The following is a 14,212-nucleotide window of genomic DNA, read 5'->3' on the forward strand; positions in this document are numbered from 1 at the left end:
AGCCGGCTGTGAAACCTGGTTCGAGGATCGAGCATTGGCGGGCAGAAAGCGCCCCGCATGGCTCTCTCGCTCTCGACCGAACCCCTGGATTTGCCCCTCAAGCATCCGTTCAAGATCGCTCGCGGCGAAGAAACGGTCGCGCACTCCGTGCTCCTTCGTCTGCGCGACGGCGATCTCGAGGGTCTCGGCGAGTCGACACCGATCGCGCGCTACCATGAGACGCCGCAGACGGTCACGAGCTACTTTCGCGAGCATACGCTGCTCGCGCAGAACCCGTTCCTCCTCGAGACGCTGCTCGATCCGGACATTCCGCCCGCCGCGCGTGCCGGTCTGGATTTGGCACTGTACGATCTGCTCGGCAAGCGGCTCGGCGTGCCGCTCTATGCGCTGCTGGGATTGGACCCGGCGCGCACGCCGTACACCTCATTCACGATCGGGATCAGCGATCCAGAAACGACGCTGCGCAAGTTGGCCGAGATCGGTGACCATCCGATCCTGAAAGTCAAGTTGGGTCTGGGGAGCGCGCGCGAACAAGTCGAGACGATCGCCGCGATTCGCGATCGCTATACCGGCACGATCCGCATCGACGCCAACGAAGGCTGGAACGTCGAGGAAGCGATCGCGATTTTGCACGAGTTGGCCCGCTGCGACATCGAATTTTGCGAACAGCCGATCCCGGCCGGCTCGCCGCAGGGGCTGCGCGCGATTCGCGAACGCTCGCGGATTCCGATCGTCACCGACGAGGACTCGCTCGATGCGCGCGATCTGCCCGCGTTGATCGGCTGCGTCGACGGCGTCAATGTCAAACTGGCCAAAACCGGCGGCATTCGCGGCGCGCTCGCGATGATTCACACCGCCCGCGCGCTCGGCATGAAGTTGATGCTCGGCTGCATGGTCGAGAGCGCGATCGCCGCAACCGCCGCCGCGCACCTCTCGCCGCTGGTCGATTGGGCCGACGTCGACGGACCGTTTCTTACCGCGAGTGACCCCTTCACCGGCGTGCAGTACGACCGCGGCAAACTCGTGCTCCCGGACGCGCCCGGCTTGGGCGTGGCCGAGCGCGTCGCGGCGTGAAGCGGCGCTATGCGATGTTCGCGCCCGGCCACTTCGCGATCGACGCGAAGACCGCGCACGGCGTAATTGCCTACGGCAGCGATGAAACCGTGGCCGTGATCGATCCGGCCGGTGCCGGAAAGAAGGTGAGCGAGGTCCTTCCCCATCTCCACAGCGACGCGCCGATCGTTGCGAGCGTGGCCGAAGCCTTGCGCTACGAGCCGACCGCGCTGCTGATCGGCACCGCGCCGCGCGGCGGAACGCTGCCTGCGGACTGGCGCGGCGAAATCCTGGCCGCCATTGCCGCCAAGCTCGAAATCGTGAGCGGGCTGCACGATATGCTGGGCGAGGATGCGGAACTTGCCGCCGCGGCGCGACGCGCCGGCGTGACGATCTGGGACGTGCGCAAACCGCCCGAGGTGCCGCTCTTCTCCGGCGCCGTCTACCGTGTTGCGGCGCCGACGCTGCTGCTGGTCGGCAACGACTGCTCGGTCGGCAAGATGACGGTTGCGCTCGAACTCTGCCGCGCGGCGCAGCACGCCGGCGCGAAGGCCGCGTTCGTGCCGACCGGTCAAACCGGGATCATGATCGCCGGTTGGGGATCGCGATCGATCGCGTGATCGCCGATTTTGCGCCGGGTGCGACCGAATCGCTGGTACTCTACGCCGCGCAATCCGCCCCCGACCTCATCGTGGTGGAGGGACAGGGCGCGATCAACCACCCCGCTTACGCCCCGGTGACGCTCGCGCTGATGTACGGCGCTGCGCCCGACGCGCTGGTGCTCGTCTGCGATCCGGTACGCGAACGCATCGCGGGTTACGAAACGCCGACGCTCGGCTATCGCGAGCTCATCGCGCTGCACGAAGCCTTGCTCGCGACGGTGAAGCCGGCGCGCACGCTCGGCATAGCGCTCAATACGCGCCGGCTCGACGATGACGCCGCGCGCGCACAGATCGAACGCGCTCGCGCCGAGACCGGTCTGCCGGCCGACGACGTAGTGCGCTATGGACCCGATGCGCTCTATGCCGCCATCGCTCCTCACGTGCGCAGGGAGCGCCCGTGCGTCGCCTGATCGCGGCGATCGTGCTGCTGACGCTCTTTGCATGTTCGCGGGCGGGAACGATTCCCGGCGTGCTGCGTCTGGGTGAACAGGACGAACCCGATTCGCTCAACCTGATGTTCGGTCACTCCGCCGCAACCGACGAAGTCGACGCGCTGCTCTTCACCTTTCTTTTCCGCTACGACGCAAACGGGAACATGATTCCCGATCTCGCGCTGCGCGTTCCGACCCTGCAGAACGGCGGTATCAGCCGCGACGGGAAGACGATCACGCTGCATCTGCGCAAGGGCGTGGTCTGGTCCGATGGTGCGCCGCTCACCGCGGCGGATTGGCTCTTCACCTATCATGCCGTGCTGAACCCGCGCAACGACACCAAAACGGATTACGGCTGGAACATGATCGCTTCGGCCTCGGCGCCGAACCCCTACACGCTGGTCATCCACTTGAAGAAGCCCAGCGTCGCCGTCCTCGACATTCTCGGCATGGGCGGCCCCGCGTACCCGCCGCTCCCGGCGCATCTGCTCGCCGGTCTGGCCGACATCAATCACGCCGACTTCAACCAGCACCCGATCTCGAGCGGCCCGTATCTGCTCAAAGACTGGAATCACGGTTCGGAGCTGGACTTCGTGCCCAATCCGCGTTACTGGCGCGGCCCGCCGAAGCTCAAAGAGTTGATCTGGAAGGTGATTCCCGATACGAACTCGCTGCTCGCCGCGCTGCAAACGCACGAGATCGACGTCTATCCGACGGTCGACGTCGATTCGATCGCGGCGCTGCGATCGATCCCCGGCATTCGCGTGCTGCACCGCACGATCGCCAACTGGCGCCATCTCGACATGAATCTGAGCAAACCGCATCTCGCCGATCTGCGTGTGCGCGAAGCCATCGCCGACGCCATCGACTGGAAGCGCCTCAACGACACGATCTATCACGGTGTCAACCAACTCGCGGTATCCGACATCTTTCCCGCCTCGTGGGCCGCGCCGAGGCTGGCGCCCTATCGCTACGATCCGAACGCGGCGCGAGCGTTGCTCGCCGCCGCGGGCTGGACGCCGGCGCATCCGCTGCACCTGACGATCTCCTCGACGATCTCCGCCCAGAGCAACGATCAGGCGGAGGTCGTGATGCAGGCGGACTTAAAACCACTCGGCATCGATCTGCAAATCCGCAACTATCCGGCCAGCCTGCTCTTCGCGCAGGACGGCCCGCTCTACAAAGGCACGTACGATCTGGAATGGTCGGTCGACACCAACGCGCCCGATCCCGACAACGCGCCCGACTGGAACTCCGCGTTCATTCCGCCCAACGGCTCGAACACGACCTGGCTGCGCGATCCGATCGTCGATCGCACGAGTGCCGCCGCGGCGGCGACGTTCGATCGAGCGCAGCGCAAACGCCTGTACCAAGAAGAGGAAGAACGCATCCGCCACTTCGTGCCGACGGTATTCTTCTACTGGGAAACGGCGTATTACGGCGTGAGCGACGACGTGGAGGGCTACGTTCCCGCCGCCTATATCGCTGACGAGTGGAATGCCTGGGAGTGGAACGTGCGCTGATGTTCGTGCAAGCGCTGAACGTGCGCGGCGGCGCGACGCTGCGGTTCGAACCGGTGCGCGGGGGCGTCATCAGTTGGAATAGCCATGCGTCAAGTGGGCTCTTGCGCTTTCGGCTGCTCCGCGCGGGCGCACCGGCCAGCGCCTGGTACGACTACGCCGAGTGGCAGCTGCACGGACGCAAATCCTTTAGCCCACAGAGCGATAGCGACGGCGTGGCCGTCAACGTCGACGTGCTTGCGGCCGAGCAGCCCTTCGACGGAATCGACCTGAGCGGGGAAAGCGTCGACTTCGATCTGCTCGCCTTCGCCGCTCCGCAGCACACTCGGCCCTCGCTGCCCTATGCGCGCGACGCGATGATTCTCGATGTTCCCGCGCGCTCGCAATACGCGCGCGAAGGTGAGCGCGGGTGGTGCAGCGCGGCCAGCCTCTCGATGGTCAACGCGTATCACGGTATCGACCGTTCGGTCGAGGAAACGGCGCTCGCGGTGATCGACCGCGCCTACAACGGTACCGGCAACTGGGCGTTCAACACCGCGTTCAGTGGCAGCCTGGGCCTGCGCGGCGTCGTCGCGTATCTGCAGAATTTCGATCAGGCTGCACGCCTGATCGAGCGCAATCTTCCGCTCGTCATTTCGTACTCGTGGCGCGAGGGCGAGCTGCCCGGAGCGCCGCTGCCGCATTCCGACGGGCACCTCGTCGTACTGCGCGGTTTTACCGTGCAGGGTGACTGCGCGATCAACGATCCCGCGGCGCCCGGCGTGAGCGTCGTCTACCCGCGCACCGCGGTCGAAGCGATCTGGCAGCGCAACAACGGGGTGGCGTACGTGGTCGCGCCGGCCGGCGTCGACTACGAAAGCGTACTGACGTGACCCAGCCGCGCGAACGCGATCCTTGGAAGCACCGATCGAATCAAGCCCGCTGAATCAGCGCCGGTTCCACGTAGCCGCCAGGTTCGATTAAGACGTGCGACTCTTCGGGATCGCTCGAAGACTGTCTCTTGATCGTGTACTTCTGCCCGGCGGCAATGTCGTACACGGGATGTCCGTCTTCAACCTTGATGGACTTCAGGATGACCCCACGTAGAATTATGGTGTCATCGACGAACCGGTACGCCGTATAACCCGGTGGAGTTCCCTGCGGAGGCGTCTCCTGTATTAAATACGGCATCGTGTACGACCAATTGTCCGGATCCCGGCCTGTAATCCTCGTCGCCTTGAAACCGATATACTCTTGGACAGGAATCTATGCGAATGCAATCCCATCGCCACGAGCAACAGCCGCGAGCGAGAATTACGGACGCTTGGCGAATCGAGGGCGCACCGCTGCACCTCGCCCTGGTCGAGCCGGAGATCCCGCCCAATACCGGCAACGTCGCACGGCTCGCTGCTGCGACCGGATGCGCGCTCCACCTCATCGAACCGCTCGGGTTTTCGATCGACGATCGCGAGCTCAAGCGTGCCGGGCTCGATTACTGGCACCTTGTCGATCTCGTCGTGCACCGCTCGTTCGCTGCATTCCTCGAGGACACGCGCGATCGCCGGCGCTGGTTTTTCTCGGCGCACGCGCAGCGCCGGTACACGCTTGCGCCCTTTGCATTCGGTGACGTGCTCGTCTTCGGCCGAGAGACCAAAGGGTTGCCGCGGGAGGTGATCGAGCGCGAGCGCGAACATGCGCTGCGCATTCCGATGCGTGCCGAGAGCGTACGCAGCATCAACCTCTCGACGGCAGTCGGGATCGTAACCTACGCTGCGCTCTCGGCGCTCGATTTTCCGGGGCTGGCGTAATGAGCCGTCCGAGCGCCGCCGATTTCAACCTGTTCTTCCGCGGCGGCATCTTCGGCGATTACGATATCTTCACCGCGCAGACGTACGCGGATTTCGTATGGCGCAACGACATCGACCTCGCTCGTGCGATCACCGCCCACAACGGGCGCACGCTCACCGGTGCGCTCGCACTCGGCATTCGCGCGGATCGCGCATGGTTCGGCCTGATCGGCGTGCATCCGGAATATCGCCGCGCCGGCCTCGGACGCCGCCTTCTGGCCGAGGCGCTCGATGCGGTTCGTGCCGCCGGCGTTCGCCGGGTGGAACTCGAGCTCTCGCAGCGCAACCGCTCGGCGCTCTCGATGACCCGCAGCTTCGGATTTCTCGAACAGGGTGAGTTGCTCGTGTGGGCGCGCAGCGCGCGTCCGCGCGCGCACGGCGCGTTGCCGATGCACCGACTGCAGGAACGTGACGTGCGCGCGGTCGCGCAAATGCCGTCCGCCTGCTGGCAGCGCGAGCCGCGCAGCGTCGCGCGCGCGGGATCGGCCGCCCTGATCGAAACAACGGGCGCGTACGCCTTTATCCAGCTGCGTGGCGAGTTTGCCAATGTCATCGACGCCGGTGCACGCGATCTCGAGAGCGCTCGCGCGCTCGTTGCCGAATTAAGCGCTCGCGTGCCCCAGGATCTGACGCTCAACAACGAACCGGCGACTTCGGTGCTTTCCACGGCGCTGCGCGAGCACGACTGGGGCATCGCCGAACGCCAGTACGGCATGGTGCTCTCCGCATGAGGGGGCCGGCCGTGTACGTCGGAAGCAATCGCGTTCTCCTTTGGACGAAGAACGGCTACAAGATGTTCGTCGACTCGCGCGATGTCTCGATCGCGCCGCACCTCATCCTCGAAGGCGTCTACGAAGAGCATACCGACGCGGTCTTGCGCAAACTCGTGCGGCCGGGCATGAACGTGGTCGAAATCGGCGCGAACGTCGGGCTCTTTACTTTGCTGATGTGTCATCGCGCCGGCCGCGACGGCTCCGTCTACGCGTTCGAATGCGATCCCACCCTCGCGCAGATCGCCCGCGACAACCTCGAACTCAACGGCTTCTCGCGAACCGGTACGATCGACGAGCGCGCCGTCAGCGACGCAACGGGAACGCACGAATTTCGCGCGACCTCGCGTCATCGCGGCGGCGGTACGCTCGTCGCGGGACTGCAGCAGATACCCGAGCTGCGCGAGAGCGAACGCGAAACGATCGTGGTGCAAACCGTGCGCTTCGATGAATTCCTCGTTCAGTACGATCGAAAGATCGACTTCGTCAAGATCGATGCCGAAGGCGCGGAGAGCGCGATCATCGCCGGCGGTGGGCGCCTCTTCGGCGACCGCGGTTATACGGTAACGGTGATGCTGGAATTCGCGCCGCGTTTCATGCGCGAGTCCGGCATGGACCCGGCAGCGCAATTGGAGCGATTGCGCTTGGCCGGATTCACGTTTTCACGCATCGACGAGCGGCGCCGCCGGCTCGTTCCTACGGATGCGCCGCACCTGCTGGCCGAAGAGTTTTCCGATATCGTGCTGGTGCGGGCATAACGAGCGAACTGGCGAGAGCGAGGACCGCGAAGGCCGCGATCGTCGCGAAGAGACTGATCAATCCGAACCGATCGCCGATGTGACCGAAGATCGGCGCGGCGATGCCGCCGACGGTATTCGCGAGCCCGAGCGTTACGCCCGACGCGATGCCGATGCTCTTGGGCAGATATTCTTGGCCGAGCACGACCAGCACGCCCGCCGAGATCCCCAGCGAGATGCCGAAGAGCGGCGCGAGCACGATGAGCAGCGCAAAGAGGTGGAACGCAGCGCCGGTATAGGCAATCGCGCCGGCGCTCAGCGCGGTGAGTACGAGCGAGACTGAGATCACGCGCCGGCGGTCGAGCCGATCGCCGAGCAGCCCTCCGATCATCGTGCCGAGCGCGCCGCCGACGAGCAGCGTGAAGAGCGTGAGTGACTGGAGCGTGGGATTGACGTGCACCACCCGCATGGCGAAGACCGGCATGAAGGTGACCGCGGCGAGAAATGCCGTCGAGCGCAGGCCCACCATGATCGACATGATCGAGAACCCGCGCCAATCATTGCTCCCCGGACGCTCGCGATGCGCCCGATGCGCGCTCGTGCGCACCGCGTTGAACCGTGGGAGCTCGCGCACCAGCAACACCGCGACCACGATCGCGGGAACGATCAAGAGGGTGATGCCGTGCAGACCGAACGCGAGCAGCAACGGCGTCGCAACCACCGGACCGATCGCAAATCCGATGTACCCGCCGACGGTGAAGAAGCTCATCCCCGACGCACGCCGGCGCCCCGCGAAATAGTTCGAGAAGCGCGAGGCTTCGGGGTGGAAGGCCGCCACGCCGAATCCGGAGAGCATCGCGCCGGCCAGCATCAGCGGCAAGGTTGGCGCGAGCCCGATCAGTGCGGTTCCCGCGCTCGCAACGACCAGCGCGGCCCCGATCACCCAGGCGGTCGACCGCCGGTCGGAGAGATGGCCGAAGATGAGCTGCACGACCGAGCCCAGCAGGTTCGCCGCCAATACCAGCGTCGCGGCCGCGGCTAAGGTCAGGTGGCGCTGGGTCACGAGGAAGGGGATCATCACCGGCAGCACGCCTTGGTTCAGGTCGGTGAACACGTGCGCCAGCATTAGAAGCCGCAGCCCCGAGCGGTCGCCCTCGTCTTCGAGAAAGGCGTGCGCTACCGGCTCGGCAAGGGCGGTCATGATTCCCAGTGTGCCAGCTTGCAAACGATAAGTCCAATACATTATTCGACTCGATTTGATAAGATAAGCGCATATATGGAGATTCGCCAGCTTCGCTCGGCCGTCGCCATCGCACGCCGGCTGAGCTTTACGGCCGCAGCGGACGAGCTTGCGGTGGCGCAGCCCGCCCTTTCGCAGCAGATCGCGGCGCTCGAGCGCGAGCTGGGGGTGCGCCTCTTTGAGCGGACCAACCGGCGGGTGGCGCTGACCGACGCCGGCCGGGCCTTCGTCGCGCGCGCCGAGCGGGTCATCGCCGATCTCGCCGCGGTCCGGGAAGAGATGAGCGCCTATGCCGGCGGCTTACGCGGCCGGGTGGTCGTCGGCACCTATCAATCCTTCGCGGAATACATGCTGCCCAAGCTGCTCGGGCGGTTCCACGCCGAGAATCCCGGCATCGAGATCGCGCTGCGCGAGGGCATTGCGGATGCCCTGCTGGCCGCGTTACGTGCCGGGGCGATCGACGTTTTCATCGGGCACTCCGACGATGCGTCGATCGCGGTCGCGGGCTTTCGTTCCGAGCCGCTCTACGAGGACGAGCTGGTCATCGCGGTGGCCGCACGGCATCCGCTTGCCGGCCGGCACAGCGTCCGCATCGACGAACTGCGGCACGAACCGTTCGTGATCTTTCGGCCGGGTTCGGCGATGACGCACCGGCTCAACCAACTCGCGCGCGCGGCTGGATTCGAACCGCGTGTCGCCTTCGAAAGCGAAGACTCGCTTACCGTGCGCTCGCTGGTCGCCGAAGGCTTGGGCGTCGCGCTCTACGCGCGCACACTCGGCAACACGCCGGGTCCGAACGTGGCCTTGCTCTCGATCGCACCGCAGCGCGTCATGCGCACGATGTCATTGGTCACGCGCAGCGACGGCTACGGGCCCGCGGCCGGCCGCTTCATCGAATTCATTCGCGGCGAAATGGTGCATCTGTAATGCCAAGTCTGAAATCGATCGAGCGCGCGATCGTTGCCTGCACCCGCTGTCCCGAGCTGCGCGCCTACTGCGCGCAGGTCGCGCGCGAGAAGCGCCGTGCATACGCGGATCACGTCTACTGGGGCAAACCGGTGCCGATGTTCGGCGATCCGAACGCGCGTATGATGCTGGTCGGCCTTGCGCCCGGCGCACACGGCAGCAATCGCACGGGGCGTCCGTTCACCGGCGATGCTTCCGGCGATTTTCTCTATCCCGCGCTCCATCGCGCGGGCTTCGCCTCGCAGCCCACCGCAATCGATCGCGACGACGGGCTCGTGCTGCGCGATTGCCTGATCACCGCCGCCGGACGCTGCGCGCCGCCGAAAAACAAACCGACGCCGCAGCAGCTGCGCAATTGTTTTCCCTATCTGCTGGACGAATTCGACGCGCTCACCGATCTGCGCGTGATGATCGGGCTGGGCTCGATCGGTTTCGACGCGATCGTGCGCGTCCTACGCGAGCGCGGGTTCGCGTTCGACTCGCCGCCCCGCTTCGCGCACGGCGCGGAGTGCGTCGCGAGCAGCGGAGCGCGCCGCATCGTGGCGATCGCGTCTTATCACCCCAGCCGCCAGAACACGAATACCGGCAAGCTCACCGTGCCGATGTTCGACGCGATCTTTACCCGGGCGAAGACATTGCTGACGGCGCCGCGCTTGGCATCACCGGCCGTCCGCACAAATCCGTGAGCTGGGTGAGCCCGTCTTTGAATTGCTGCTCCTGCGTCCGCTCGTCGGGTTTGGGATCGCCGAAATCGGCGCGCGCCTGCTGAAATGCTTTCGCGCGCGCCTCGTCGTCGGGCGCGCGGATCACCACGATCGATGCCGGCGTTCCGTCCACGTTTGCCTGCACGACGACGTCGGCGCCGTCGAGCGATAGCTCACGCACTTCGCACGAACGCAGCGGCGCCGGAGATGCGTTTTGCGGCGACGGCGACGCGTTCTCGGATGCGTGTCCGCCGGCGCATGCAGCCAGCACCAGCATTGCTACTGGAACGAGATCGTTCGCCCGCACGAGTCGACTGCTTTGTCCGGCACCATCAAACCGCCTTCTCCCCCCGGCTTATACGAAACGATGCGCAAGGGAGGCGCGTTCACGCCCTCCGGCCCGTATGTTTTTTGCAAGTCGATCTCCATGTCGTTCACGTCCTCGGTATTGCCCTTCGAGTCGACGATGACGAAGCGCTGCACGGCACCGTTCTTGGCCCACAGTACGCGGATCTGGACGCCTTGGGGGTTGGTGAAGAGATGTTCGCCGCACGACGGTCCGGTCGTCGCCGCGCCGGCGGGCAGCCGCAGCAGGCCGACGAGCGCGACGATCGCTCCGACGGTCGCGGCCCGGATGACGAGTCGAACGTTCACGGTACGATTATTGGCCGGTTGCCTGCTGGGGGGCTGCACTTCGAAGGTAAAGTTCTCGCAAGACTTCCTCAGGAACGGGCGACGGGGCGTCCATCATCAGGTCGCGGGCCGCTTGATTCTTCGGGAAAGCGATCACCTCGCGCAGATTCTCTTCCCCGGCGGCGAGCATCACGATTCGGTCGATGCCGAGCGCCATCCCGCCGTGCGGCGGCGCGCCGTACTCGAGCGCGCGGACGAAGAAGCCGAACCGGTCCTCGATCTCCTGCGGCGTCATGCCGAGCATCTCGAAGATCGCGCGCTGCTCCTCCGCCTTGTGCAAGCGGATCGAGCCCGAGCCGAGCTCAAAGCCGTTGAGGACCATGTCGTAATGCTGCGCGCGCATCTTCAATGGATCCGTATGCAGGAATGCCCACTGCCCCTCGCCGGGCGAGGTGAATGGATGGTGCGCCGGGACCGGCTGCCCCGTCTCCTCGTCGATTTCGAGATACGGAAAGTCGAGCACCCAGCAGAACGTGAACGTCTTGGGGTCGCGCAAGCCGCAGCGATCGCCGATCACATTGCGCATCTTTCCGGCGACCGCGAGTGCGAGCGCTCGTTCGTCGGCAAAGAGGAGAATCGCATCGCCGCTCTCGCTTGCGGTGAGCTCGCGCAGCGCGCCGGCGTGCGCGTCGGTGATGAATTTTTGCGCCGAGGATTTGACGCCGTCCGCGCCGAGCGCGATCCACACCATGCCTTTTCCGCCCAGCTGCTTGGCTTCTTCGGTCAGCCCGTCGAAGTCGCGGCGCGAGAGCGCCGCACCGCCGGGATAGCGCAGCGCGACGATCGCGCCGCCCGACTCGATCACCGATTTGAAGACGACGAAATCCGTGCCGGCAAAGACCTCGTTGACCTGCACCAGCTCGAGGCCGAAGCGAAGATCGGGTTTGTCGACCCCAAAGCGCGTCAGCGCTTCCTCGTGCTTGAGCCGCGGGAACGGTGCAAGTTCGATGCCCAAGCACGTCTTCCAGACGTAACGCATGCACGACTCCATCGTTTCTATCACGTCTTCTTGAGAGATGAACGACATCTCGACATCGAGCTGCGTGAACTCGACCGTCCGATCGGCGCGCGGATCCTCGTCGCGCATACAACGCGCGATCTGCATGTACTTGCCCAGGCCTCCGATCATTAGGATCTGCTTGAGCAACTGCGGCGATTGCGGCAACGCGTAAAACGTTCCCGGGTACAATCGCGAGGGCACGATGTAGTCGCGCGCGCCTTCCGGCGTGCTCTTGATGAACATCGGCGTCTCGACCTCGACGAAATCCCGCGAGTCGAAGAAGTCGCGCATTGCCTTGACGATCTTATGCCGGAGCAGAAGGTTACGCTGCATCCGCGGACGGCGCAGATCCAGGTAGCGGTACTCCAGACGCAGATTCTCATCGACGCCGCCGTCGAGGTTGACCTGGAACGGCGGTACTTGCGAACGGTTCCAGATCCCGAGTGACTCGACGCCGATTTCGACCTCGCCGGTGTCCAGCGCCGGATTCTCGGTACCGGTGGGGCGTTTGCGTACGCCGCCGGTCACGCGCAACACGTCCTCGCTGCGCAGGCGCTCGGCGTCTTTGAAGCTGGGGTGCTGCGGATCGAACACGATTTGCGTGATGCCGTCACGATCACGCAGATCGACGAAGATCAGCCCGCCGTGATCGCGGCGCCGATTCACCCAGCCGTTCAATTCGACCGTTTCACCGACGTTGCTCGCGCGCAGCGCGCCGCACGAATATCGCTTAGCCAACACTCTGATCCTTCAGGGCGTCCTTGACGCCGGAAACGTAATGATATTGCTGGACGAGATCGCGTGCGAATTTGGAATTGTTCGAACGCGCATCGAAAAATGCGAGTAGTCCCGGCACGTGCGCGAGCACGCTGTGCAATCCCAGCGAAACCGGCGTCATCCCCAAGTTGAGGCGAACCGCGAGATCCGGATGCTTGCGGTAGAACCGCACGGTCGAACGCCCGGCCAGACGCATTTTCTCTTTTTGATCGTCGTGCGGGACGTCCTGACAATGATAGTTGACGGCGTTCGGTTCGTACAGGATCGCGATGCCGGCACGCGCGAGGCGATAGCCCAGCTCCAAGTCCTCGTGGCCGTAACCGGTGAAGCTTTCGTCGAACCGCCCAACCCGGACCAGGTCGTCCCGCCGGACGGAGGCGTTGCCGGTGAGAAAGTAGAGCCACGAAAGGTGCTTGCGGGTCGGCTTGTGCAGCGAACCGCGCGCCGCCGGATGGTCGCGTTTGTAGGCGTAATCCGCCAGATCCTTGACCTGTACCTCGAGCCCGACCACGGCGATATCGCGGCGCTCGCGGTGATGGCGCAAATGCCGCGCCAGTAAATCGGGCGAGGCGAGGATGTCGGCGTCGTTGAAGAGCACGATCTCCCCCTGCGCGGCGTCGATTCCGGCGTTGCGCGCCGCTGCGCGCCCGCTATATCCGCCGGGAAGATGGCGCACGCCGGGATGTTCCGCGTGGACTTCCGCCAGATACTCCGCCGTGCCATCGGTCGAATTCGAATCGCAGACGAGCACCTCGAATCGGCTCGGCGCGAGATCCTGCGCGAGCAACGTCGGGATGACGTGAGCGAGCGTCTCCAACCGGTTATAGGTCGGTACGACGACGGAGATTTCAGGCATCGATCAATTCTTTGACGCCGCGGACGATTTGCGCGCGGAACGCCGCCAGCGCGGCCTCGTTCTCGGACCCCGGCTTGCGCACCAGCACACTCGGCACGTCGTACGGCGCCCACTCTTGCGAGTTGAGCCGGAAGTAGCGGTGTTCGAAAGCCACCAGCGTTGGCCTGCGCACGGCACTTGCGACATGAGTCGCACCGGTGTCGACGGTCACGATGCAACGCGCGCGCTCGAAAAGCGCCGCCCATTGATGAAACGGAAGCGAACGCACAACGGTGTGGCCCTGCGCCTCGAAGGCCGGCGCGAACGATTCGGTCTCGGCTGCGGTGCTGATGACGAGCGGCGCACCGAGTTCGCGCAGCTCGGCGGCGAGATGCCGCGTGCCGGCGAGCGTACTGCCCTGGCTGAACCATCGCTGCCCCAGGTGGAGGACGATCGGATCGCGCGGCAGCGCAGAGGTGGCCCGGCGGTCTTCGTCGGTCAGCGTCAGCCGCAGGTCGGTGACGCGCACGCGCGCGCCCGCCAGTGCGACCAGGTCCAGCAGCTGGTCGACCTCATGCGGCACCACCCGTTCGGGTTGACGTTCGCACAATTCCGGATCGGCGGGGCTGATCATGACGCGATTGAGATCGAGCCGCGCGGTCAAACGAGCGACCCAACGCCGCACGTAGGTGTAGCCCACCCGCAGCCGTGCCCTGCTCGCTCCGACCAGCCGGATGTCGGTCGAACGCGGCGCGAGCGCGATCGCGATATCGTAGCCCCGAAATCGCGCTCCAAAGGTTGCCGCACGGATCTCTCGCGGTAGATCGACCAGTTCGTCGACGTCGTTGCTGCGCTCCATCACCACCCGATTGTAGGCGCTCGTGACCATCGTGATGTGCGCGTCGGGAAACGACGCCCGCACGCTCGCGATTGCCGGCGTCGAGAGGATGAGATCGCCGATCCGATCGGTACGGCTCAGCAGAATTTTCATCGACCGC

The 14,212-nt window shown here is 65.1% G+C and carries 16 protein-coding genes; 10 read left to right on the forward strand and 6 right to left on the reverse strand.

What is annotated here, in order from left to right:
- The first annotated feature begins 57 nt into the window (after positions 1–57).
- The 8 genes from VMF11_16195 to VMF11_16230 all read left to right on the forward strand — a co-directional run bounded on the left by VMF11_16195 (position 58) and on the right by VMF11_16230 (position 7,020).
- Positions 58–1,074: a dipeptide epimerase gene (locus VMF11_16195; protein ID HTU71845.1), complete on the forward strand. Its 1,017-nt coding sequence runs from the start codon at positions 58–60 to the stop codon at positions 1,072–1,074.
- Positions 1,071–1,673 carry a DUF1611 domain-containing protein gene (locus VMF11_16200; protein ID HTU71846.1) on the forward strand — a complete coding sequence of 201 codons (603 nt, stop codon included), beginning with the start codon at positions 1,071–1,073 and terminating at the stop codon, positions 1,671–1,673. Before VMF11_16195 ends, VMF11_16200 begins: the two co-directional genes overlap by 4 nt.
- A complete protein-coding gene (locus VMF11_16205; GenBank protein HTU71847.1) occupies positions 1,649–2,125 on the forward strand; it encodes a DUF1611 domain-containing protein in 477 nt (158 codons plus the stop codon). The genes VMF11_16200 and VMF11_16205 overlap by 25 nt, the downstream gene beginning before the upstream one ends.
- Entirely contained in the window at positions 2,113–3,669 is a 1,557-nt protein-coding gene (locus VMF11_16210; GenBank protein ID HTU71848.1) for a peptide ABC transporter substrate-binding protein, read from the forward strand. The genes VMF11_16205 and VMF11_16210 overlap by 13 nt, the downstream gene beginning before the upstream one ends.
- Positions 3,654–4,538 (forward strand): C39 family peptidase, encoded by an 885-nt coding sequence (locus VMF11_16215; protein ID HTU71849.1) that lies wholly within the window; start codon positions 3,654–3,656, stop codon positions 4,536–4,538. Before VMF11_16210 ends, VMF11_16215 begins: the two co-directional genes overlap by 16 nt.
- 381 nt (positions 4,539–4,919) lie before the next feature.
- Positions 4,920–5,453: a tRNA (cytidine(34)-2'-O)-methyltransferase gene (locus tag VMF11_16220; GenBank protein ID HTU71850.1), complete on the forward strand. Its 534-nt coding sequence runs from the start codon at positions 4,920–4,922 to the stop codon at positions 5,451–5,453.
- Positions 5,453–6,223 (forward strand): GNAT family N-acetyltransferase, encoded by a 771-nt coding sequence (locus VMF11_16225; GenBank protein HTU71851.1) that lies wholly within the window; start codon positions 5,453–5,455, stop codon positions 6,221–6,223. Before VMF11_16220 ends, VMF11_16225 begins: the two co-directional genes overlap by 1 nt.
- Positions 6,220–7,020 carry an FkbM family methyltransferase gene (locus tag VMF11_16230; GenBank protein ID HTU71852.1) on the forward strand — a complete coding sequence of 267 codons (801 nt, stop codon included), beginning with the start codon at positions 6,220–6,222 and terminating at the stop codon, positions 7,018–7,020. The genes VMF11_16225 and VMF11_16230 overlap by 4 nt, the downstream gene beginning before the upstream one ends.
- On the opposite strand, the gene VMF11_16235 is transcribed toward VMF11_16230, so the two are convergent.
- Positions 6,959–8,200, reverse strand: coding sequence for an MFS transporter (locus VMF11_16235; protein HTU71853.1), 1,242 nt, complete (start codon positions 8,198–8,200; stop codon positions 6,959–6,961). The genes VMF11_16230 and VMF11_16235 overlap by 62 nt on opposite strands.
- Positions 8,201–8,275: 75 nt before the next feature.
- Here VMF11_16235 and VMF11_16240 point away from each other — a divergent pair, with 75 nt between their 5' ends.
- A complete protein-coding gene (locus tag VMF11_16240; protein HTU71854.1) occupies positions 8,276–9,166 on the forward strand; it encodes a LysR family transcriptional regulator in 891 nt (296 codons plus the stop codon).
- Positions 9,166–9,891 (forward strand): uracil-DNA glycosylase, encoded by a 726-nt coding sequence (locus VMF11_16245; GenBank protein HTU71855.1) that lies wholly within the window; start codon positions 9,166–9,168, stop codon positions 9,889–9,891. Before VMF11_16240 ends, VMF11_16245 begins: the two co-directional genes overlap by 1 nt.
- Here VMF11_16245 and VMF11_16250 read toward each other — a convergent pair.
- From VMF11_16250 to VMF11_16270, 5 genes are read right to left on the reverse strand one after another with little or no spacing between them, the layout of a single operon-like run.
- Entirely contained in the window at positions 9,824–10,216 is a 393-nt protein-coding gene (locus VMF11_16250; protein ID HTU71856.1) for a hypothetical protein, read from the reverse strand. The two genes, VMF11_16245 and VMF11_16250, sit on opposite strands and share 68 nt — an antisense overlap.
- On the reverse strand, positions 10,189–10,563 hold the full coding sequence (locus VMF11_16255) for a hypothetical protein (GenBank protein ID HTU71857.1): 375 nt from the start codon (positions 10,561–10,563) through the stop codon (positions 10,189–10,191). Before VMF11_16255 ends, VMF11_16250 begins: the two co-directional genes overlap by 28 nt.
- A 7-nt stretch (positions 10,564–10,570) precedes the next feature.
- On the reverse strand, positions 10,571–12,340 hold the full coding sequence (gene aspS, locus VMF11_16260) for an aspartate--tRNA ligase (protein HTU71858.1): 1,770 nt from the start codon (positions 12,338–12,340) through the stop codon (positions 10,571–10,573).
- Positions 12,333–13,235 (reverse strand): glycosyltransferase family A protein, encoded by a 903-nt coding sequence (locus VMF11_16265; protein ID HTU71859.1) that lies wholly within the window; start codon positions 13,233–13,235, stop codon positions 12,333–12,335. Before VMF11_16265 ends, aspS begins: the two co-directional genes overlap by 8 nt.
- The gene (locus VMF11_16270; protein ID HTU71860.1) at positions 13,228–14,205 is read right to left on the reverse strand and encodes a glycosyltransferase family 9 protein; all 978 of its coding nucleotides are present in this window, start codon (positions 14,203–14,205) and stop codon (positions 13,228–13,230) included. Before VMF11_16270 ends, VMF11_16265 begins: the two co-directional genes overlap by 8 nt.
- Positions 14,206–14,212 lie beyond the last annotated feature (7 nt).

The organism is Candidatus Baltobacteraceae bacterium (genome assembly GCA_035502855.1).
Classification (GTDB): domain Bacteria; phylum Vulcanimicrobiota; class Vulcanimicrobiia; order Vulcanimicrobiales; family Vulcanimicrobiaceae; genus Aquilonibacter.